The 18,869-nt window shown below is 42.2% G+C and carries 19 protein-coding genes and 1 tRNA gene; 15 read left to right on the plus strand and 5 right to left on the minus strand.

Annotated features, from left to right (window positions below; genetic code table 11):
* Positions 1 to 64 precede the first annotated feature (64 nt).
* From L5L97_RS11090 to L5L97_RS11110, 5 genes are read left to right on the plus strand one after another with little or no spacing between them, the layout of a single operon-like run.
* Positions 65 to 1,375, plus strand: coding sequence for a restriction endonuclease subunit S (locus tag L5L97_RS11090; protein WP_263181870.1), 1,311 nt, complete (start codon positions 65 to 67; stop codon positions 1,373 to 1,375).
* Positions 1,350 to 1,916 (plus strand): hypothetical protein, encoded by a 567-nt coding sequence (locus L5L97_RS11095; RefSeq protein WP_263181871.1) that lies wholly within the window; start codon positions 1,350 to 1,352, stop codon positions 1,914 to 1,916. Before L5L97_RS11090 ends, L5L97_RS11095 begins: the two co-directional genes overlap by 26 nt.
* A 37-nt stretch (positions 1,917 to 1,953) precedes the next feature.
* Complete coding sequence (locus L5L97_RS11100) at positions 1,954 to 2,403, plus strand: HepT-like ribonuclease domain-containing protein (RefSeq protein ID WP_263181872.1); 450 nt, start codon at positions 1,954 to 1,956, stop codon at positions 2,401 to 2,403.
* Positions 2,400 to 5,564 (plus strand): type I restriction endonuclease subunit R, encoded by a 3,165-nt coding sequence (locus tag L5L97_RS11105; protein WP_263181873.1) that lies wholly within the window; start codon positions 2,400 to 2,402, stop codon positions 5,562 to 5,564. Before L5L97_RS11100 ends, L5L97_RS11105 begins: the two co-directional genes overlap by 4 nt.
* A 47-nt stretch (positions 5,565 to 5,611) precedes the next feature.
* Positions 5,612 to 6,196: a hypothetical protein gene (locus tag L5L97_RS11110; RefSeq protein WP_263181874.1), complete on the plus strand. Its 585-nt coding sequence runs from the start codon at positions 5,612 to 5,614 to the stop codon at positions 6,194 to 6,196.
* A 68-nt stretch (positions 6,197 to 6,264) separates the two neighbouring features.
* On the opposite strand, the gene L5L97_RS11115 is transcribed toward L5L97_RS11110, so the two are convergent.
* A complete protein-coding gene (locus L5L97_RS11115) occupies positions 6,265 to 6,675 on the minus strand; it encodes a hypothetical protein (protein WP_263181875.1) in 411 nt (136 codons plus the stop codon).
* A 161-nt stretch (positions 6,676 to 6,836) separates the two neighbouring features.
* Between L5L97_RS11115 and radC the strand changes: the two genes are divergently transcribed.
* The 8 genes from radC to L5L97_RS11155 all read left to right on the plus strand — a co-directional run bounded on the left by radC (position 6,837) and on the right by L5L97_RS11155 (position 11,807).
* On the plus strand, positions 6,837 to 7,319 hold the full coding sequence (radC, locus tag L5L97_RS11120; RefSeq protein ID WP_198573313.1) for a RadC family protein: 483 nt from the start codon (positions 6,837 to 6,839) through the stop codon (positions 7,317 to 7,319).
* Entirely contained in the window at positions 7,316 to 7,771 is a 456-nt protein-coding gene (locus L5L97_RS11125) for a DUF2787 domain-containing protein (RefSeq protein WP_105252319.1), read from the plus strand. Before radC ends, L5L97_RS11125 begins: the two co-directional genes overlap by 4 nt.
* 50 nt (positions 7,772 to 7,821) lie before the next feature.
* Positions 7,822 to 8,010, plus strand: coding sequence for a hypothetical protein (locus L5L97_RS11130; RefSeq protein WP_105252320.1), 189 nt, complete (start codon positions 7,822 to 7,824; stop codon positions 8,008 to 8,010).
* Positions 8,011 to 8,147: 137 nt separating this feature from the next.
* Positions 8,148 to 8,702 carry a recombinase family protein gene (locus L5L97_RS11135; RefSeq protein ID WP_105252321.1) on the plus strand — a complete coding sequence of 185 codons (555 nt, stop codon included), beginning with the start codon at positions 8,148 to 8,150 and terminating at the stop codon, positions 8,700 to 8,702.
* Positions 8,703 to 8,704: 2 nt separating this feature from the next.
* On the plus strand, positions 8,705 to 9,268 hold the full coding sequence (locus L5L97_RS11140; protein WP_263181876.1) for a hypothetical protein: 564 nt from the start codon (positions 8,705 to 8,707) through the stop codon (positions 9,266 to 9,268).
* Positions 9,269 to 9,315: 47 nt separating this feature from the next.
* A complete protein-coding gene (locus L5L97_RS11145; protein WP_263181877.1) occupies positions 9,316 to 9,756 on the plus strand; it encodes a hypothetical protein in 441 nt (146 codons plus the stop codon).
* Between the two features lie 164 nt (positions 9,757 to 9,920).
* A complete protein-coding gene (locus L5L97_RS11150; RefSeq protein WP_263181878.1) occupies positions 9,921 to 11,612 on the plus strand; it encodes a KAP family NTPase in 1,692 nt (563 codons plus the stop codon).
* Positions 11,613 to 11,685: 73 nt separating this feature from the next.
* Positions 11,686 to 11,807, plus strand: a tRNA-OTHER gene (locus L5L97_RS11155).
* 146 nt (positions 11,808 to 11,953) lie between these two features.
* On the opposite strand, the gene L5L97_RS11160 is transcribed toward L5L97_RS11155, so the two are convergent.
* The 3 genes from L5L97_RS11160 to L5L97_RS11170 form a co-directional block, all read right to left on the minus strand.
* Positions 11,954 to 12,844 carry a DMT family transporter gene (locus L5L97_RS11160; protein WP_242068414.1) on the minus strand — a complete coding sequence of 297 codons (891 nt, stop codon included), beginning with the start codon at positions 12,842 to 12,844 and terminating at the stop codon, positions 11,954 to 11,956.
* Between the two features lie 671 nt (positions 12,845 to 13,515).
* Entirely contained in the window at positions 13,516 to 14,016 is a 501-nt protein-coding gene (locus L5L97_RS11165) for a peptidylprolyl isomerase (protein WP_105252328.1), read from the minus strand.
* A 61-nt stretch (positions 14,017 to 14,077) separates the two neighbouring features.
* Positions 14,078 to 15,481, minus strand: a complete 1,404-nt coding sequence (locus tag L5L97_RS11170; RefSeq protein ID WP_263181879.1) for a DEAD/DEAH box helicase — start codon at positions 15,479 to 15,481, stop codon at positions 14,078 to 14,080.
* 310 nt (positions 15,482 to 15,791) lie between these two features.
* Between L5L97_RS11170 and L5L97_RS11175 the strand changes: the two genes are divergently transcribed.
* The gene (locus L5L97_RS11175; RefSeq protein ID WP_263181880.1) at positions 15,792 to 17,564 is read left to right on the plus strand and encodes a DUF885 domain-containing protein; all 1,773 of its coding nucleotides are present in this window, start codon (positions 15,792 to 15,794) and stop codon (positions 17,562 to 17,564) included.
* A gap of 251 nt (positions 17,565 to 17,815) precedes the next feature.
* Here the strand turns inward: L5L97_RS11175 and L5L97_RS11180 are convergent, their stop codons facing one another.
* A complete protein-coding gene (locus tag L5L97_RS11180; RefSeq protein ID WP_028760093.1) occupies positions 17,816 to 18,136 on the minus strand; it encodes a hypothetical protein in 321 nt (106 codons plus the stop codon).
* 220 nt (positions 18,137 to 18,356) lie between these two features.
* Between L5L97_RS11180 and L5L97_RS11185 the strand changes: the two genes are divergently transcribed.
* On the plus strand, positions 18,357 to 18,851 hold the full coding sequence (locus L5L97_RS11185; protein WP_263181881.1) for a putative 4-hydroxy-4-methyl-2-oxoglutarate aldolase: 495 nt from the start codon (positions 18,357 to 18,359) through the stop codon (positions 18,849 to 18,851).
* Positions 18,852 to 18,869: the final 18 nt, after the last annotated feature.

The raw sequence follows: 18,869 nt of genomic DNA on the forward strand, positions 1-18,869 counted from the left end.
TGCTCCTTCGCTGTGCCCAGGCACGCCTTGTTCTGGGCAAAAAATCCTTATCAGGAGGTTTGTCATGAGTGAACAAGCAGAGTTGAACAGCAAGTATGTCGCATATTCTGAGTACAAGGATTCGGGAATAATTTGGTCGGGCTTTACACCATCGCATTGGGAACAAATTCGTTTCAAGCATGTGTTTGTTGAAAAGCAAAAAAAATCAAACATTGAGTTACCCGCTGGTTCAATCAGTTTTGGGCAAGTTGTATACAAAGATGAAGATAAGCTTGCTGCAGATACAAAGGCATCCTATCAAGAAGTTAAGGTCGGTGAATTCTTGGTCAACCCTCTTAACTTGAACTTTGACTTAAAAAGCTTGCGGACTGCGTTATCAGATATTGATGTCGTGGTAAGTACCGGTTACATCGTGTTGCAATGTTACAGCCAGCTTGATGCCAAGTTCGCCCGTTGGCTATTACATGAATTTGATGTCGCTCATATGAAGTCACTGGGGGCAGGGGTAAGGCAGACTATTGGATTTAATGATATTGGCAATAGCTACTTTTGTAAGCCTCCTCTTGAAGAACAGCGCACTATCGCGGCCTTTCTCGACTACGAAACCGCCAGAATTGACCAGTTGATAGCAAAGCAACAGCGGCTGATTGAACTGCTTAAAGAGAAACGCCAAGCAGTGATCTCCCACGCCGTCACTAAAGGCCTCAACCCAAACGCCTCCATGAAAGACTCTGGCGTCGAGTGGCTCGGCCAAGTGCCAGAGCATTGGGTTATGAAGAAATTTAGTTATTGTGCATCAATTAGAAATGGGCAAGTTAACCCAACTACATCTCCTTATAATCAATATGCATTGATAGCACCAAACCATATCGAAAGCGGAACAGGTAAGTTGCTAGGGCTTGAAACTGCGGAAGAACAAGGTGCTGATAGTGGCAAATATTTATGTAAAAAGGGTGAAGTGATTTACAGCAAGATCCGACCAGCACTTGCAAAAGTGTGCATATCTCCAATAGATAATGTTATTTGTAGTGCTGATATGTACCCGATTAACGCGAAAAATGGACTTGAAAATCAATTTTTGTATTACTTCTTACTCTCTGAACCATTCACCCGTTTTGCAGTTAATCAAGCAGACCGTGTAGCTATGCCTAAGATCAACAGGGAATCTTTAGCTGATTGTAGAATTCCAGTTCCTCCATTAGATGAGCAACAAGCAATAGTCATGCATGTGAGTAAACAATCTGAAAAACTCGAGGTTTTAATCGTTAAGGCATTACTAACTATTTCATTAATGCAAGAACGCCGTACTGCACTAATTTCCGCCGCTGTGACCGGAAAGATCGACCTACGTGGCTGGTCACAACCCAATGCCTGAGTCAACCAAGTTGTTAAGTCATGATGTTGATGATTGGAGTACAGTCCAAGAAGTTAACACTGTGATGGATCAATACTTAAATGCCTTGGTTCAGCTAGAGGAACTACAGCAGACATCAGCTAATTTACTTCCAACATGGTCAATGAATATTGGGAAAATTGGGGAGTATTTTGCTTATGTTTACTTGCGGCATATCAATCCCGATGCTGAAATCATTTATGGTAAAGCGAATGAAAAATCCTGGGATATTGCAGTTAAAACAGATCACAAAATTAGCCGTTATCAAGTGAAGACATCTAGGGTTGGTAAATCTCCAGCCAAGATTAAGAATTTAGAGAAAGGGTTTGATTTTCTACTGGTTATATTATTAGGTAAGGATTACTTTCCTGAAGATGTCTTTATACTCTCAAATGATTTTGACTTTAGGTATTCATCCTCCTTTACAGTTCCATGTAGAGGCAGGAAGGGCTCACCGATTTTTCAAACCCACTCACACAATATTCTCAGCGATTTATTAGATAGTATCGCCGACCGTTTTTGATGAGCGATTATGCCTACATGAAGGGAAGCTAATGTTGATGGCCGATAACACTTATATATTGTCCCTACGATCCAACCTAAACCGCTATCAATCTGAGCTGGTGGATCTGAGGTTATTACTGAGTCAGCGTGTGTTATCGGCTCTGGAATATCGAGCGGCTGAGCGACTTGTGCAACTAGTGCTAGTGAGTTGTATTAGTGTGGCCAAGCATTGGGCTAAGGCGATTACGGGGGATTGCCCGCAAGATGCTTATCAAGCATTTGAGTGCTTAAACGAGAAGAAAAGTAGGGGTAATGTCTTACCAATGCCTAGCCTAGACTATTGGGGGAAGTTGATTGAGCTTAGGGACGACCTAATCCATCAATCACAAGATCTTGACCCTAAGATAATCCCCAATATGATTGCTCGAAACGAGACCGAAGTCCTCTTTAACTTTATCCATCAAGGTATTAATTGGTTAGCACAACAGGAGAAACAAACCCTATGAGCATGGATGCGAAAGCCCGTGAAAAAGCCTTTCAAGACTATATCATTCAAGCATTGCTAAAGCAGGGGTGGTTACTGGGGGATTCTGCCCATTACGACCGTGAACGTGCTCTCTACCCTGAAGATGTATTCGCTTATGTGCAGCAAAGCCAACCTGAAGCATGGGACAAATACGCTAAGGTTTACCCGCAAGAAACCGAAAAACATCTACTCAATGCGGTGGTTAGGCATTTAGACCATGCCGATAAAGGCACGCTTTGGCTGCTACGCAATCACCTTGAAGACCGTGGTGCAAGACTACGTTTAGCCACCTTTAAGCCAGATCATGGCCTGAATCCTGAGTTACTGAGCCGTTATCACGCTAATCGTCTACGGGTGGTGCCTGAGCTGGTGTACAGCCCTAATGGTTATGATGGCCGTTTAGACCTCACCTTATTTGTTAATGGCTTACCCGTTGCGACCTTAGAGCTCAAGTCGTGCTTTAAGCAAAGCCTTGAGAATGCCAAGCAGCAGTACCGTAAAGATCGCCAAGTCAAAACTGGTAACAAGGATGAGCCGCTACTGAAGTTTCGCCGTGGTGCGTTAGTGCATTTTGCAGTGAATCAGTTTGAAGTTGCGATGACGACCAAGCTGGCTGGCGAAAACACTTACTTTTTGCCCTTTAACAAGGGGACCAAAGCGGGTGGTGCGGGCAACGAACAGTCCGAAAATGGCCATGGGTTTGCCACTGAATATTTATGGGATGAAATATTTTCACCGGATAACTGGTTGCGAATTTTAGGGCGTTATATTCACCTCGAAGTGAAGCGGGAAGAAGATGCCTTAGGCCGAGTCACTAAAAAAGAAACCATGATATTTCCCCGCTATCACCAGTGGCATGTAGTGCAAAAGCTATTGTCACAGGTTGAGCAAGAAGGGACTGGCCAAAAGTACCTTATTCAGCATTCAGCAGGTTCGGGTAAGTCTAACTCGATTGCGTGGCTAACCCACCAGCTCGCCTCGTTATACGACCATGATGGCAATAAAATCTTTAAGTCGGTGATCGTGATTACTGACCGTACCGTGCTTGATAGCCAGCTACAAGAAACTATCTCGCAATTTGAGCATGCTGAAGGGGTGATTAGCCGGATTAACCGCGATGAAGGTGATGGCAGTAAATCGGCACAGTTAGCCGCTTCGCTGACAAGTGGTACACCGATTATTGTGGTGACAATTCAAACCTTCCCCTATGTGCTAAAGGCGATTCAGGAAGCCACCAGCTTAAAGGATTGTACCTTTGCGGTGATTGCCGATGAGGCCCATTCGAGCCAAAGCGGCAGCACGGCAAGACAACTGCGTGAAGTGTTGATGGCCGAGCAGCTTGAGGACAATGAAGAACTCAGTGCTGAAGATGTGATGAACATGACGCTAGCCGCCCGTGGAGGCAGCAAAAACATCAGCTACTTTGCCTTTACAGCGACCCCAAAGGGTAAGACGTTAGAGTTATTTGGGCGACCAGAAAACCCAATGATGCCGCTTAGTGACGACAACAAACCTAAGCCTTTTGATGTGTATAGTATGCGGCAGGCGATTGAGGAGAACTATATCCTCGATGTGCTGCGTAACTACACCAGTTACAGCTTGGCTTATCGAATGGCGATGGCAGGCGGTAACGCCGAGCAGGAAGTCGATAGCAAAAAAGCCAAGAAAACCCTTAACCGTTGGATGAGGCTGCATCCACATAACATAGGCCAAAAGGTGCAAGTGATAGTTGAGCACTTTAAGGCAAATGTGGCTCATTTACTCAATCATCAAGCCAAAGTGATGGTGGTAACTAGCAGTCGCCTTGAAGCCGTCAAGTATAAGCTTGCATTTGATAAATACGTTAAGGAACAAGGCTATCACCAGATAAAGGCAATGGTGGCCTTTTCGGGTGAAGTGATTGACCCTGATACTGCTCTTGGACATACCGAACGGAGCATGAATCCAGATCTTAATGGTCAAGATATGCGTAAAGCATTCGATACTGATGGCTACCAACTGATGCTGGTGGCGAATAAATTTCAAACGGGTTTCGACCAGCCAAAACTTTGTGCCATGTACGTGGACAAAAAGTTAACCGGTGTGGATTGTATTCAGACACTCTCGCGGCTTAACCGGACTTATCCGGGCAAGGACCGTACCTTCATACTCGACTTTGTGAATGATCCGCAGGAAGTATTGGAAGATTTCCAAAAGTATTACAAAACGGCAGAGCTTGAGACTGCGTCAGATCCTAACTTAGTGTATGACCTGAAGCACAAGTTGGTGAATGAAAGCATATTCCTTTGGAGTGAAGTCGAAGCCTTTGCAGGCTGTTACTTCGACCCTAAACGGGGCACCGATTATATGCTGCATTATCTTGCTCCGGCGAGAGACCGTTTCCGTAAACGCTATATGCTGGCCACCGATGCCTTAAGAATCGCTAAGCAGCAACTCAAGCAGATAAAGCAGGCTGGAACAGACGTTGATAAAGCGAATGCCGAGAAACGTGTTGCCGAAGCGGAAGAGGCTAGAAATCAGTTGGTGATGTTCAAGAAGGACCTTAACAGCTATATCCGCTTCTACGAGTTTGCCTCGCAGATAACTCAGTTTGATGCTATCGACTTAGAGCAGCTCAGTACCTTTGCCAAACATTTACTGCCATTGCTGCGAGAAGAAGCGTTGGAAGATGATGAGATTGACCTTGATGGATTGGTCCTTAGCCATTACCAATTGAAGGAGAAACGGACTCAAGATCTGGAGCTTAGAGAAGGCAGAGGTGAAGGGCTTGATGGGATTACAGGGCTGGGTAGTGCGACGCCTAAGAAAGACAAAAAGGACTTTCTCTCTGAAATTCTTGCCAAGATGAATGACCTGTTTGGCGAAGGCATTACCGATGGCGACAAGTTAGATTGGCTTCATGGTATGGCGAGTAAAATTGCTGAAGATAAGGTCGTGATGGACCAGATCCACAATAATGACCGTAAATCCATTATGCAGGGTGACTTTCCTAAAGCGGCAGATCAAGCTGTGATTGAACGCATGGACATTCAGCATGGGATGTCGATGGATTATCTTGCTCGCCCCGAAGCGGCTAAAGCTATCCAAAATATTCTGTTGGATATCTTGCTCAAGGGGCTAGGGCGAGAAGTGAGAAGTTAGTGATTGTTCCTAATAAAAGTGCTTTATAGAAGACTGGGAGCTATATCGTGGAAAAACTGAAGTGTGCAATTTGTAACGAAGTAATCGTCAAGAAGAACTTGTGGAAGCACTTAGTAAATGTTCATCGTTGGTCTGTGGTTGTACCGCTTACAACTACTTTGAACACTCAAAGTCCATCACTATCTTCTACAGTAATAGTGCCAAATTCAGTAAAATCGCAGAAAAAAACTCCTAGCCAAACACCACCTGATGATAACTTGATTGCTTGGGCGAAAAAACAACCAGTGCAAAGTCAGCATCATAAGTTATACGCAGAGTTATTAAAGAAACCGTTATCATATTTGCATGATGAGCAAGCTAGGCTCACTACGATAATAAAGACCAAGAAAACAGAATCCGAAAAAGAATTACAGCTGAAAAGGTTAGTTCTCATTACTCGTGCTTTAGAACATCTGCAAAGACAGTCCCAGAAAAAACAGAAAGCAAAATTAAGGGCAAAAGCCCTCGCTGATCTAAATCGTCAACTGGGTGTCAAAGCCTATAATTCAAGTTCAGATTTAATGGATCAGTATAGAGGCGGGAATAGATTGGTTTGTTCTGGTGGCTTACCAAGTCTTGGTAAAAAGAAGTGATTCAGAATGCGGTTTTAGAGACTCACCTTCAACCTTTGTGGGTGAGTCTGTCTAAGGTTCGTATCACATTATCTGTCTGGATAATCACCATACCAATAGTTAACGCTAAGCCATTCCCCAAAAGCCTGAAAATGGACTAGTTGCCTGACTATCCAGTGCATATATGGTAGATGTTCTCTAGGATGAGTCGCGTATAGATTACCATCCCTTGTGATTGAGATAGTCTCAGGGGTAAAACCTTTCTCAATGAGAAATGCTTTAATAGCATCTTGATCTCTAAAGCTCCCTGCACCCATTGCCACCTCTCCTTGAAGGTGCATCATCTTCTGATCTGTACCTCGTTTATCTGGGACAATCTCAACTGTAAAGAAGGGACTGTGGTTTTTGATGGCTTCGTTAATTTGATGATCTCTTGTTTCTGGCGTAAATCTGCCTTCAACAAGCAAAAGGGGGTAGGTTAAGACTAATTCGTCGTGCATGATTTTTTCTCCGATTGAAGTTTCAATGGGGCAGTATTTGTCACCCCCCATATTTCTATTTTAATCGGTGGGTGATGGTGCCAACTGACTTATACCGTCATTTTTTACCATGAACTAAGGCATAAGAAACCTGATGTAAATCAACTATACAGGAAACATATATGCTTATTTCAACATTAACCCACCGTAATCAACTCGACTCTTCAGACTCAGTTATCAGGGAAGCCATTGCTATCTTGGAGAGTCGCTACACCCTGCAAGCTAATCCGCAGGCATTCACCTCTCCACAACTGGTAAAAGACTATCTTCGACTGAAAATGGCTGGATACGAGCGGGAGGTATTTGCAGTATTGCTACTGGATAGCCAGCACCGTTTGATTAGTTGTGAAGAACTCTTTTTCGGCACGATAGATGCCGCCTCAGTATATCCTCGTGAGGTGGTAAAAATAGTTCTGCATAGAAACGCCGCTGCCGTGATATTCGCCCACAACCATCCCTCAGGCATGCCTGAACCCTCAGAGGCCGATAAACGTATTACAGAGCGTTTAAAGACAGCCTTGGCAACTATTGATGTATCAGCGTTAGACCATTTTGTTGTTGGTCATCAAGATGTCGTTTCGTTTGCTGAAAGGGGATGGTTATGAATACGCCAACGGCAACTGAACAGCCTATTCAGATTGACCTTCAGTCAGGAAGGAAATTACTACCTATCACGCTTAGTTTGGCCCAGATCCTCAAACGATTGCTGGTGGATGCTAACAAACCAATCAATAGTAAAGCCGTTACGATTAACTTCCGTGATCCAAGCTATTCTGCTGAGTCTGGTGGCTTTCATCCGGTCGAAATCCGTTTGGAATATTCATCAACTACCAGCATGTGGCAATTCTGCTATATCACTGACTTTGCCTATCAGGGACGTTACTACCCAGAATTAGAGAAGGACATCGATTTCAACTTTGCAGAGGCTTCAGGGTATCAGGCTTATGTTGGTCATCATCCGTTAAGCCACTTCAGCGGCCTATACCGGCTATGGGAAGCCAACTTCAGAAGCTATCTGGTAGATGATCTCTACCAAATAACCATCAACTGGGATTAACCCGCAAACACCATTAAGACAGCCAGCGTTTCACTACATGGGTTCATGTGGTGGGCATTCGGCTGCCTGAACGACAATCAGGAAGGAGAAACATCATTAACGAGTTACTAAAAAAGGTCGCTAAAGCTGCACTGCTGACCATAGTGCCGATCCTCATCCAAGCCTTCGCTGAGCGTTACCTTTCAGATGAAGAACCTTGGGCAAATATTGATGTTGATGAAGATCAAGAATCTGAATAACACATTGTTTTCATAACCAATAAACCAAGGCCATGTGACACGGTCGTAAACACATCAATAACCGTGTCACATGGGTTGTTTTGGACCTTTTGAAGGGCTTGGTCAGTATACCTTGCCCTATTGAACAGGAGTCGTTCATGGCAGAAATCGGATATGCCCGTGTATCGACCACGGGACAAAGTCTCGATGCCCAACTGAAGGCATTAGCAAACTGCGACAAAGTGTTTCAAGAAAAGGTAAGTGGTGCAAAGGATGACCGTCCGCATCTGCAACTCATGCTGGAGTTTGTGAGGGAAGGTGACATCGTTATCGTCACCAAGCTGGATAGACTCGCAAGAAACACTCGTCACTTGCTTGAAATAGCTGAGTTTTTGGAACGCAAAAAGGTTTCACTGCAAATTCAAAACCTCGGGATTAATACAGCAACCCCTACAGGCAAACTTATGCTGACTATGGTTGGAGCCATCGCAACCTTTGAAAGAGAGTTGATGTTGGAAAGACAGGCTGAAGGAATAGCTCTCGCAAAACTGCGAGGGAAATATAAAGGACGTAAACCCACGGCAATCACTAAGGCCAAAGAAGCCGCCCCAATGCTTGCAGAGGGCATATCTAAACCGGAAGTCGCAAAGAGGCTAAATATCAGCTTATCAAGCGTCCAACGGATAGCAAAGAAATTATCTGGTAAGGATTAATTATGAGTCAAAAAACAAAGGAAAAACTGAAAGTTTACTTTGCTCTACTTGCAACCGCTTCTGTGGTAACTACTTTGATCGCTTTGGTATTAATCATTTCATTCAGCACAACTGATGGGCCTTTTCGTTCTTATCCTATAACAAAACTTATCGTATGCTCTTGGAATTACATTCTAGAAGCAGGTTTGATGCTAATAGCTATTTTTGCTCCTATCGGTATGTGGCACATTTCAGTTAGACAGAAGTGGCCAGAGAATGAAAGCAACAATCAGGTTGAGCTAAGAAACAAAATCCTTAAGTTACAGACAAGTATGAAAGCGTATTCAGCCATTGGCATATATGGAATTATCAGCCTGATATCGATTTTCCATATGAGTCTATTAAATATAGGAGATTTGCTTGAAGTCTTATTCAGCGAAGCTATGGGGTGGGAAATACTTGCTGCCGTCATTATAGGGAAATGGGGTTACTTTCAAAGCAAACAGAAACTGGAATTACTTCAAAGCAGTTCATCTAAAGCTTCAGAAAGCTCGTATTCATCAGACAACATAGAAATTGAAAAATAAGAGTAAAGCCATCAGAAATTACTGGTGGCTTTTTTTTTGGAGGAAATATGCGTAAACCAAGAGATGTCGTTATCTTCATGCTCCTTATTGGGACAGCATTTTCATTTCCTGTAAGAGCAGGAATCGAAGACATGGCAAGCAATCTACAAACACTCTATATGTGGGAAAAAATTGCTTCTGTATGTAAAACCAAGGCACCAACGGAACTCAAGCAAGAATGGGCTTTAATTGAAATGACTGTCTATGTTGAGACTACATTATGGGAGAGTAATATCAGTGCAGTATTACGCTCAGTTGGTCGAACCGAACCACAGATTAGTCCCGTTTTTGACTCTCTAAAGTCAAACGGTGAGGTACTGGCAAGAGGATTTGTTGGAAGCATGCTTTGTAATGCAACGGATAAAGATCGAGCGGTTAGGGTAATGGTATCAGACCCCGCATTTAAAGACGCGAGTGAGCAGGTTCTGGAAGCTTCGAAATCTCGCTAATTACAATAGTAGTTGATTGTATTTAATGAGCACCCGAAGTCGGAACATCAAAATGATCTATTTCGCTATAAAGTAAAAATCTACTCAACAAGTGCATTGTAATTCAATATAGTTAGCGACAATGATCTTCCCTAGCTTAAAGTAGCATTTTTGAGGTGGTTCGTATGTCTATAGAGAAAACAAAAGGGCAACTTCATCAGTTACTTCTACAAGGTGAGGACTCTGTGATTGCTTTGTCTGGAAAATGGGGGACAGGAAAAACTCACCTTTGGAATAAAGTTAAAGAAGAATCAACCGATGATAATTTAAAAAATGCTCTATATGTTTCTCTCTTCGGACAATCTAGCATTGACCAAGTTAAACGAAAGCTGATTGAAAATTCAATACCATTGAGTAAGGAAAGAGGTAAGTGGATTGATGCTTTTCAGAACTTAATAGATGTAAGTGTTAAAACTGCATCTCAGTACTATAAAATGTTGGCAGCAGTCAAAGACGTAAATTTGTTGTTGATGGCTCCACTTATGCTTAAAAATAAAGTAATCGTTATTGATGACATAGAACGTAAGCATGAAAAACTTGGAATAGACGAGGTCCTAGGATTTATTGATGAGTATTCAAATCAGCATGGTTCACGCTTTGTTCTAATACTTAATGATGACCAATTGTCGGAAAAATATGAGCAAAAAACACTCTGGGCGACTTTTAGAGAGAAAGTCATAGACCAAGAGATTAAGCTATCAACTTCTCCAGACGAAGCATTTTGCATAGCACTTGATTTGGTTCCTTCTAAATATTCTGAAGCAATTAAGCAAGCCTCAGTAAAATGCTCTTTAACAAATATCCGGATAATCACAAAAATAATAAAATTAATCAACAAGATACTGATGTGTAGGGATATTGCTGTTCCAATACAGAATCGGGTTGTTCCGTCCATTGTATTGTTTTCTGCCATACATTTTCGCGGTCTGGTTGATGGTCCAGATTTCAAGTTTGCTTTAAACATAGGAAACCCAGATTGGTACATGTTCAGTAAAGAGGAAAATACGGATCCATCACCTGAAGAAATTCGTGAGAATAACTGGCGAACACTGATGAGTAGGTTAGATATATATGGTTGTGATAAGTTCGAGCAATTCTTGGTTGATTTTTTGGAATCTGGATTACTTAACACGGAGCTAGTTGAATCTGTTATCGAGGGGTATATTGCTGAAAATGAAGCTATGGAAGCAAACGCAGCTGTTCATAGCTTCATCTATCAATTGATTTGGAATCATCGATTGACAGAGCCAATGTTACTCGAACAGGCAAAGACTTTTCTGAATGTCTGTCATTTGGTGAATAGTTTTACGGTCACTAAACTTCACTTAACTATTAAACAACAATTAACTGAAGGAAGCCAAATTGCAGAAGAAATCATTGATGAATGGATAAACCATAATCAAACAGATGATGGTTCAGATAACCCTTTTAGCAATGACATACATCCTAAGATTCAGATGATCTTTGATGCCAGAAAAGATGATAATCATACTAAAAGGTCGGTCGTAGATGTTGTTTTATATATTTATGCACATGATGGATGGGGACCATCGCATCAAAGTATTTTAGCAAAAGCAACTGCGGATGACTTTGAGAGTGCTATCCGAAATACAGATGACTTTAAAGATTTCATGTATCAGATGACTAAATTAGTAGTTAATCGAGGAGATTATGAACAATACTTTGGCTCAGCTGTAGATCACTTTATTGAAGCTTGCAGAACTATCATCAATGATCCAAATTCTACACGCCTAGCCACTGTGATCAAGGGGATATTTGAGAGTCGTAATATAGAAGTTGAACCGCAACAAAATTGAATCCTGTACGATAAGAATATCTATACTGACAATAGTATTGCGAAGGAGTCGACTTGCCAGTCATGCTCCTTTAGTATTTCAAGTGGTACAAAAAGCTGGTACAATCTGAAAAATCAAGGTGCATAACACTATGATTTTATAGGGTTTATTAGAATGGATTGTGAATCGAGGGTTCGACTCCCTCTCTCACCGCCAAATTAAAGCAAAGGGAATCAGTATCTTACTGATTCCCTTTGTTGCTTTTTGGCAAAAACTGGGCAAAATCGCCGTTTTGTTCTCCTTCTGTGTCCTTGGTAAAACCAAGCATTTCTGACACTCGATTAGCTATTTTTTGCGAGTCCTTAGGTTTTTGCCGCATTAGGTATGTTATTCGTCGTCATTCTTTTACGCGCTTGAACTAAGGTATAGCCGCCACTTAATACTATGAGTAGGCTTCCCAGAATAGTCAGCAAATCTGGGGATTCTCCAAATATAAATATTCCTAAAGCTAAGGCAAAGAGTAAACGTGTATAACGAAAGGGGCTTACTACCGATACATCTCCAGTGCGCATAGCGATTGTCAGCGCATTATAAGCCATTACACCAAAGACGATTGCTCCAATTATCTGTATTGCTGCGGTAGCACTAAACTGTATTGCTTCATTTTGGTAAATCAGTATCGCTAAGCCTGTAGGAATCAACACAAAAAAACCATACACTCCAAGCTGCATATTAGATAACACGGGAGAAGCTGCGCGTGTTGCTAAATCGCGTCCTGCAAAACCTAAGGTAGCGATAACGGCGAATAAAGATGTGGCCTCAAAACCATCAAGTCCTGGACGAATGATCATCAGCACACCCATAAAACCAATCAATACTGCAAGCCATCTCTTATGACCCACTTGTTCACCGAACAACAATGCCGCGCCAAGCATGGCGATTAAAGGTGTGGCTTGCAAAATAGCGGATGCACTTGAGAGTGGCGTTAACGTGATGGCTAAAGCAAAACAGAATCGGCCGACGATTTCACATAGTGCACGTACTAATATGGGGGTAGACAAGACTGCAGGATGAAGCACAGTTTCACCCTTTCGCCAGGTTAACAGTATAAAAATCAACATTCCACCTAGGCCAAATAGCGCTAAAATGAGGCCGATAGAGGTGGTTTCTGCTGCGGATTTGATCAGCATGTCTTCAATAGAAAATGCTGCCATCGCAGCAACCATAAACAGACTACCTTTTCTATTATTCAAAATAAATTCCCTAAATGCTTAGACGCTATCTCTAGTCAAAAGTTTTGTCATGAGAGTTCTGGTTTCATCAACAAAGGCACAGAAGTTACGATATAGCTTATTAGAATCCAATAGAAACATCATTTTCTGATCACTATAGCAAGCTTTCTCTGCTTATCTTAATAGGATTCGCTGCTTAAGGTAGTAATGATTCTGGCTTAAAAATAAATAGGGATAATAAGCATTAGCAAGAAATGATAATAGATACAGATATGGTTTTTTTATCTATATCAGATGGCAAGTTAAGCCTCTTTTTACCATAAGGATTATGGTTGGTGTATTGTTTTAATATTATCAACTTGTGCGGCTAGTATAAGATATTGATGTCAGGTATGTGCTGCTGTTTTTCAGCTTTTATGATGAATAACATTGTTTGAAAGAGGTCTATATTGTGAGGTTAATTTTATATGTAGTAGTCTTAAGTCAATAATGGCAACGCTTAAATAATCCATCAGTTGATTTTATACTAAGTGATTTTGTATTGGGGATTTAGTGTTTTTAGGTTTATATAAAATGAATTTGCGTTGAATAGTACGGGAAAGTTAACTAAATAACTTTGGGGAAATGATTAATCGCTCAACTAAAACTGCGCGATTAATCATATTAACGAAAAAATATTGTTGTTTTAAAAATTAACTTTGGATATTAATCGTTACTTTCTCGATGACGATAGGTTCACGGGGCACGTCTTCGTGGCCAGCGACCGTGGTGGTTTTGACTTTCTCAATCTGCTGGATAATGTCCATTCCCGCCGTAACCTTACCAAATACCGCGTAGCCCCAACCGTTATTGGTGGTGGCGGTATGGTCTAAAAAGTCATTATTGGCTGTGTTGATGAAGAATTGCGCGGTGGCCGAGTGAGGCGCATCGGTGCGAGCCATAGCGATTGTGCCTATGGTGTTACTTAGGCCTTTGTTGGCTTCGTTAACGATAGGCTCGTGGGTCGGTTTTTCCTTCATTTTTGCGGTAAACCCGCCGCCTTGGATCATAAAGCCTTTGATTACTCGGTGAAAAATAGTGTGTTCAAAGAAGCCTTCTTCACAATAGCGAACAAAGTTTTTTGAACTGACAGGCGCATGTTCAAAATCGAGTTCTATAGTGATGTCGCCTAGATTTGTGCTAAATGTAATCATGCTAATATCTTCTATCTTAATGAGTTTTTATATCTAATAAGTCACGACTTGTACTGAGTCATTACTTAGTTTTAGGGCCGCTATTCCACGGATTAAAGGGCGCGCTGCGACCCGTTGTCTCGTTACCATTGTCAGTCTGAATAGATTGCGGCCGTGTTACATTGGCTTTAACCTCTGGCTTTGATTTTGCGCTGCGATGCTTTTTCGCATGGGCGGTTTCAAAGGAGCCTTCCTTCGCGGGGCGCGAGGATCTGGCCTCAGGTGCCCGAGTTTTAAAGGTTTTTGGCGTAGTATTTTTGGGCACAAAATCGAGAATAGACACAGGCACTTCTTTGTTCGGCACAAAGCCTTCAATTTCTTTACGCACTATGAGGTGACCTAGACGGCGCTCGATAGCACATAGATTCCTAAAATCATCTTTAGAAACAAAGGAGATGGCTTCGCCGCAGGCGCCAGCACGACCGGTTCGGCCAATACGGTGAATATAATCATCGGCTTCATCGGGCAAATCATAATTGACCACACGGGTGAGGGCGTCGATATCGATACCGCGGGAAGCAACGCCAGTCGCGACTAAAAAGCGTAGTTTGCCAGATTTGAAATCCACTAATAATTGCTCGCGTACCGCTTGGCTGCGACCGCTGTGAATGGCTTCGGCGGCAATGCCACGTTTTTCGAGTTGGCTAACCAGTTTGGCGGCGCCTTGTTTCGTCTGGATAAAGATCAGTGCCTGTTCCCACGCTTGCTCAGTGATGAGTTTGCTTAACAGGGCCGACTTTTTATCTTTATCGACAGTGATCAACCATTGGTCGATTTGTGGTGCGTTTGCGCTGTCGCGGGCAATTTCAATTTCGACAGGGTTTTCAACCGCTGTTTTCGCTAAAAAGCGCACTTGCTTAGATAAGGTTGCCGAAAACAACAGATTTTGGCGTTCTGTTGGCAGACGTTCGATAATCTTATTGATGTCTTCGATAAATCCCATATCGAGCATTCTATCGGCTTCATCTAGGACTAATACCGAGATTTCATCGAAATGAATCGCTCTTTGGGTGTACATATCGAGCAATCTACCGGGTGTTGCCACCAGAATATCGACGCCTTCAATAAGACGTTGTTTCTGCGGTGCGGAATCCACGCCACCATACATGGCCATAGACGTCAGCGGCAGGTATTTTGCGTACTTGGCAATATTGTCTTCTACCTGAACGGCCAATTCGCGGGTTGGCGTTAAGATTAATGCACGAACGCGTTTAGCACGGATTTTCGGCATCTCGGCGAACATTTGCAGTATTGGCAACACAAAACTGGCGGTTTTACCTGTACCTGTTTGCGCGCCAGCAAGCAGGTTTTTGCCTTTCAAGATCACCGGAATGGCTTTTTCTTGGATCGGAGTAGGTTGTGAATAGCCGAGCTCAGTGATGGCTCTTAAAATCGGATCGCTTAATCCAAGTTTGGAAAATGGCATTGAATGTCTCAGGTAAAGGGTCAGGTCAATAATGTATAAGCAAACTGTTACGCTAAAGCATGAACAGTAGAGCAGGGCGATATTATAGCAGGAGGTGAAACAGAATAGGTGATTATCATTATTTGTGTGTGTTTGGTAAAGAGGGGCTTATACGTCGAATAGGCGAATGATAGGCGGCAAAATATTGAGAACTTACAATTTTGTAACCGCGCATGTATTCATGGCTAACATAGCTGCAATTATTGGGACAATATGATTAACTGAGGTAATTTTTGTATGCCTGATAAATCTCAACAAAGGACCCATAATAATGAAAAAAAACGCTATTTCCCTTGCGATAGTGCTATCGCTGGCCAGCCTTGCTGGTTGTCAATCCCATACCAGTCAAACTAAGCCTGTGGTTGCGGCTGAAGTTAAAGCCCCGTCATTTGAGCAATTTTCAGCATCCTTTATTGATTCATTGTGGGAATTGTCACCGACTTGGGCCTTATACAGTGGCAAGCATGTTAACGATGGTTACCTTGAAATCCCCGATGCAGCAGGTCGAGCAAAAACCTTAGCGTTTGTGAAAGCTCAACAAGCGCAATTGACTCAGTTCGAGCAAAAGTCGCTAACGCCGAATGAACTGATTGATTACCATCTGATCGACAATTTACTCGGTAGCATGGCATGGGAAATTGACAGTTTTAAATCTTGGCAGTGGGATCCTTCAAGTTACAACGTATCGGGTGGTTTTGCCCAAATCATCAATGAAAATTTCGCTCCATTAGATGACAGATTACGTTCGGTATTAGCGCGTTTAGAAAATGTGCCAGCTTATTATGCTGCCGCGCAGGCGAACATTAGCAAACCAACATTGGTGCACACTGAGTTAGCAGTGCTGCAGAATCAAGGTGCATTTTCGGTTTTTTCCGATGACCTATTAAAACAGGTCGTTGACTCTGGTCTGACTGATGCGGAAAAAGCGTTATTTAAAACGCGTTTCGATGCGGCCACTGCGGCGATTAACGGCCATATCGCTTGGTTAGACAAATTAGTGGTTCAACTTAAAAAAGATGGAGCACGTAGTTTTAGAATTGGCGAGGCGTTATATGAGCAAAAATTTGCCTTTGATATCCAAGCGGGGATGACGGCGAAACAGCTATATCAAAAAGCCGTAGCCGATAAAGATCGTGTTCAAGGAGAAATGGCCAAAATTACCGATAAGTTATGGCCTAAATATTTTACTACGCCAAAGCCTGCTGACAGTAAGCTCGCCATTCGCCAATTAATCGATAAATTATCGACTCAGCATGTTCAGCGCGATGAATTCGTGAATGAAGTGCGTAAGCAAATTCCAGAGCTGATTGAATTTGTGAATAAGAAAAACCTAGTCACATTAGATCCTAAAAAGCCACTCGTTGTCCGTGAAACGCCCGAATATATGCGTGGTTATGCCGGTGCGTCAATTAGTGCGCCTGGACCCTATGAGAAGTCAGGCAATACTTATTATAACGTGACGCCGCTCGATGGCATGAGTGATGAGTCCGCCGAGAGTTACTTGCGTGAATATAATCACTGGATCCTGCAAATCCTCAATATTCATGAAGCCATCCCAGGGCACTACACTCAACTCGTTTATTCTAATCAATCTCCGAGTTTAGTGAAAAGTTTATTTGGCAATGGCGCTATGGTTGAAGGTTGGGCGGTTTATACCGAGCGTATGATGTTAGAAGAAGGCTATGACAACTTTGAGCCTGAAATGTGGTTGATGTACTACAAGTGGAATTTACGTGTTATCTGTAACACTATTTTGGATTATAGCATTCATGTGAAAGGCATGACTGAAGAGCAAGCTATTGCCCTGATGATAAATGAAGCCTTCCAACAGCAGGCAGAAGCCGAAGGCAAGTGGCGCCGTGCGACTCTTAGTCAAGTGCAACTGACGAGTTACTATTCAGGTTATCGAGAAATCTATGATTTCCGTGAAGAATACAAAAAATCGCAAGGTAAAGATTTTGACCTTAAAACCTTCCACGAAACATTCTTGAGTTATGGTAGTGCACCAGTGAAATATATACGCCAATTAATGCAGAGCAAATAAGTTCGCATATTGATATAAATCAGCAGAGCTCAGGCTCTGCTTTTTTATGCTAAATCGCTAGACAGGTATAGTGTGAGCTTAACATAAGTTGGCATTGTTACTTATGAAATGAAATCGTTAATACTGTGCGAATAATGGGAAAAATAAAATTCTGCCATATAACCGAAAAAGTATATATTTCGTTATATGGCATATGCAGATGTTAATCAAACAATTTAACTGCGTGGTGATAGAGGACAATGGCGATAAACTTACTTCTTAGATTTAGATGATGCCATCAGCGCTAATACTTCATCGTAAGAAATGTTAAATTCTCTCGACAAGTTAATGATTTTTGTTTTGTAGGTTTGAATATTCTCTTGCTGAGCTAATTGATGTTTCTTTTCTTCAACTAACTCATTAACGGTTTCTTGTAATATCAATAATCGACGCAAACTATAGTCGAGAGATTTAATATATTTACCCATTTGTTGCTTGTTACGTGCTTGCTCAAGATCCGTTGAGACTTTCTTATCATATCCATACTCATCAAGAGCTGCGATTGCGCTCTGTAAATCAAGATCAGTTGTCATTTGGTTTTCGCTTTATAACAAAGAGGTGTGGGAACAAATGTATGAAACTTTAAAGAGTGTCATAGGACGTTAACTATCGCAGATTATAATGCTTATGCCAATATACACCAAGCCTTTGCACGTTAAAATGAAATAAAAAATTCCGCTGATTTTTGCTTTGACCTTGTCGGGGTCTACAATAATGAGTAGTCTAAAGTTATAGACTATCATGGAGATTCAAATGCTTGATCTACTACCAGATTTATTCGACCACTATCCGTCTAAATTACAGTTACTTCCCCTTGCATTTAAACCCTTTGGTGGTAAACGGCTCTTCTGGGGCGAGATAGTCACAGTAAAGTGCTTTGAGGATAATTCAAAGGTAAAAGAGATACTTGCACAGGATGGGCATGGAAAAGTGCTCGTTGTCGATGGGGGCGGTTCTCTGCGCCGCGCATTGTTAGGGGATCTCATAGCGCAGAGCGCCTTAGATAATGGTTGGCAAGGGATAGTGATTAATGGTTGTGTTCGCGATGTGGCGAGATTAAAAACTTTCAGCTTAGGTGTCTTTGCCTTAGGGGCTATGCCGATAAAAACCGAAAAGTTAGGTCAAGGCCAAATTAATGTAGCTGTCGATATGGGGGGCGTGACGGTTAAGCCCGGTATGATGCTCTATGCTGATGAAAATGGTATTGCAGTAAGTGATGAAATGTTGAACTTTGCATTTTTAAATTAACATTTCTAAATGCATTAG

It is taken from the genome of Shewanella sp. SM71 (assembly GCF_025653905.1).
GTDB lineage: Bacteria > Pseudomonadota > Gammaproteobacteria > Enterobacterales > Shewanellaceae > Shewanella > Shewanella oncorhynchi.

What these genes read in the sequence shown, in the direction of transcription:
- L5L97_RS11175 (WP_263181880.1), top strand. Translation starts at nt 15,792, where the DNA reads ATGAAAAAAAACGCTATTTCCCTTGCGATAGTGCTATCGCTGGCCAGC.
- L5L97_RS11100 (WP_263181872.1), top strand. Translation starts at nt 1,954, where the DNA reads ATGGCCGATAACACTTATATATTGTCCCTACGATCCAACCTAAACCGC.
- L5L97_RS11140 (WP_263181876.1), top strand. Translation starts at nt 8,705, where the DNA reads ATGAGTCAAAAAACAAAGGAAAAACTGAAAGTTTACTTTGCTCTACTT.
- L5L97_RS11105 (WP_263181873.1), top strand. Translation starts at nt 2,400, where the DNA reads ATGAGCATGGATGCGAAAGCCCGTGAAAAAGCCTTTCAAGACTATATC.
- L5L97_RS11145 (WP_263181877.1), top strand. Translation starts at nt 9,316, where the DNA reads ATGCGTAAACCAAGAGATGTCGTTATCTTCATGCTCCTTATTGGGACA.
- L5L97_RS11115 (WP_263181875.1), bottom strand. Translation starts at nt 6,675, where the DNA reads ATGCACGACGAATTAGTCTTAACCTACCCCCTTTTGCTTGTTGAAGGC.
- L5L97_RS11150 (WP_263181878.1), top strand. Translation starts at nt 9,921, where the DNA reads ATGTCTATAGAGAAAACAAAAGGGCAACTTCATCAGTTACTTCTACAA.
- L5L97_RS11125 (WP_105252319.1), top strand. Translation starts at nt 7,316, where the DNA reads ATGAATACGCCAACGGCAACTGAACAGCCTATTCAGATTGACCTTCAG.
- radC (WP_198573313.1), top strand. Translation starts at nt 6,837, where the DNA reads ATGCTTATTTCAACATTAACCCACCGTAATCAACTCGACTCTTCAGAC.
- L5L97_RS11170 (WP_263181879.1), bottom strand. Translation starts at nt 15,481, where the DNA reads ATGCCATTTTCCAAACTTGGATTAAGCGATCCGATTTTAAGAGCCATC.
- L5L97_RS11165 (WP_105252328.1), bottom strand. Translation starts at nt 14,016, where the DNA reads ATGATTACATTTAGCACAAATCTAGGCGACATCACTATAGAACTCGAT.
- L5L97_RS11090 (WP_263181870.1), top strand. Translation starts at nt 65, where the DNA reads ATGAGTGAACAAGCAGAGTTGAACAGCAAGTATGTCGCATATTCTGAG.
- L5L97_RS11180 (WP_028760093.1), bottom strand. Translation starts at nt 18,136, where the DNA reads ATGACAACTGATCTTGATTTACAGAGCGCAATCGCAGCTCTTGATGAG.
- L5L97_RS11185 (WP_263181881.1), top strand. Translation starts at nt 18,357, where the DNA reads ATGCTTGATCTACTACCAGATTTATTCGACCACTATCCGTCTAAATTA.
- L5L97_RS11135 (WP_105252321.1), top strand. Translation starts at nt 8,148, where the DNA reads ATGGCAGAAATCGGATATGCCCGTGTATCGACCACGGGACAAAGTCTC.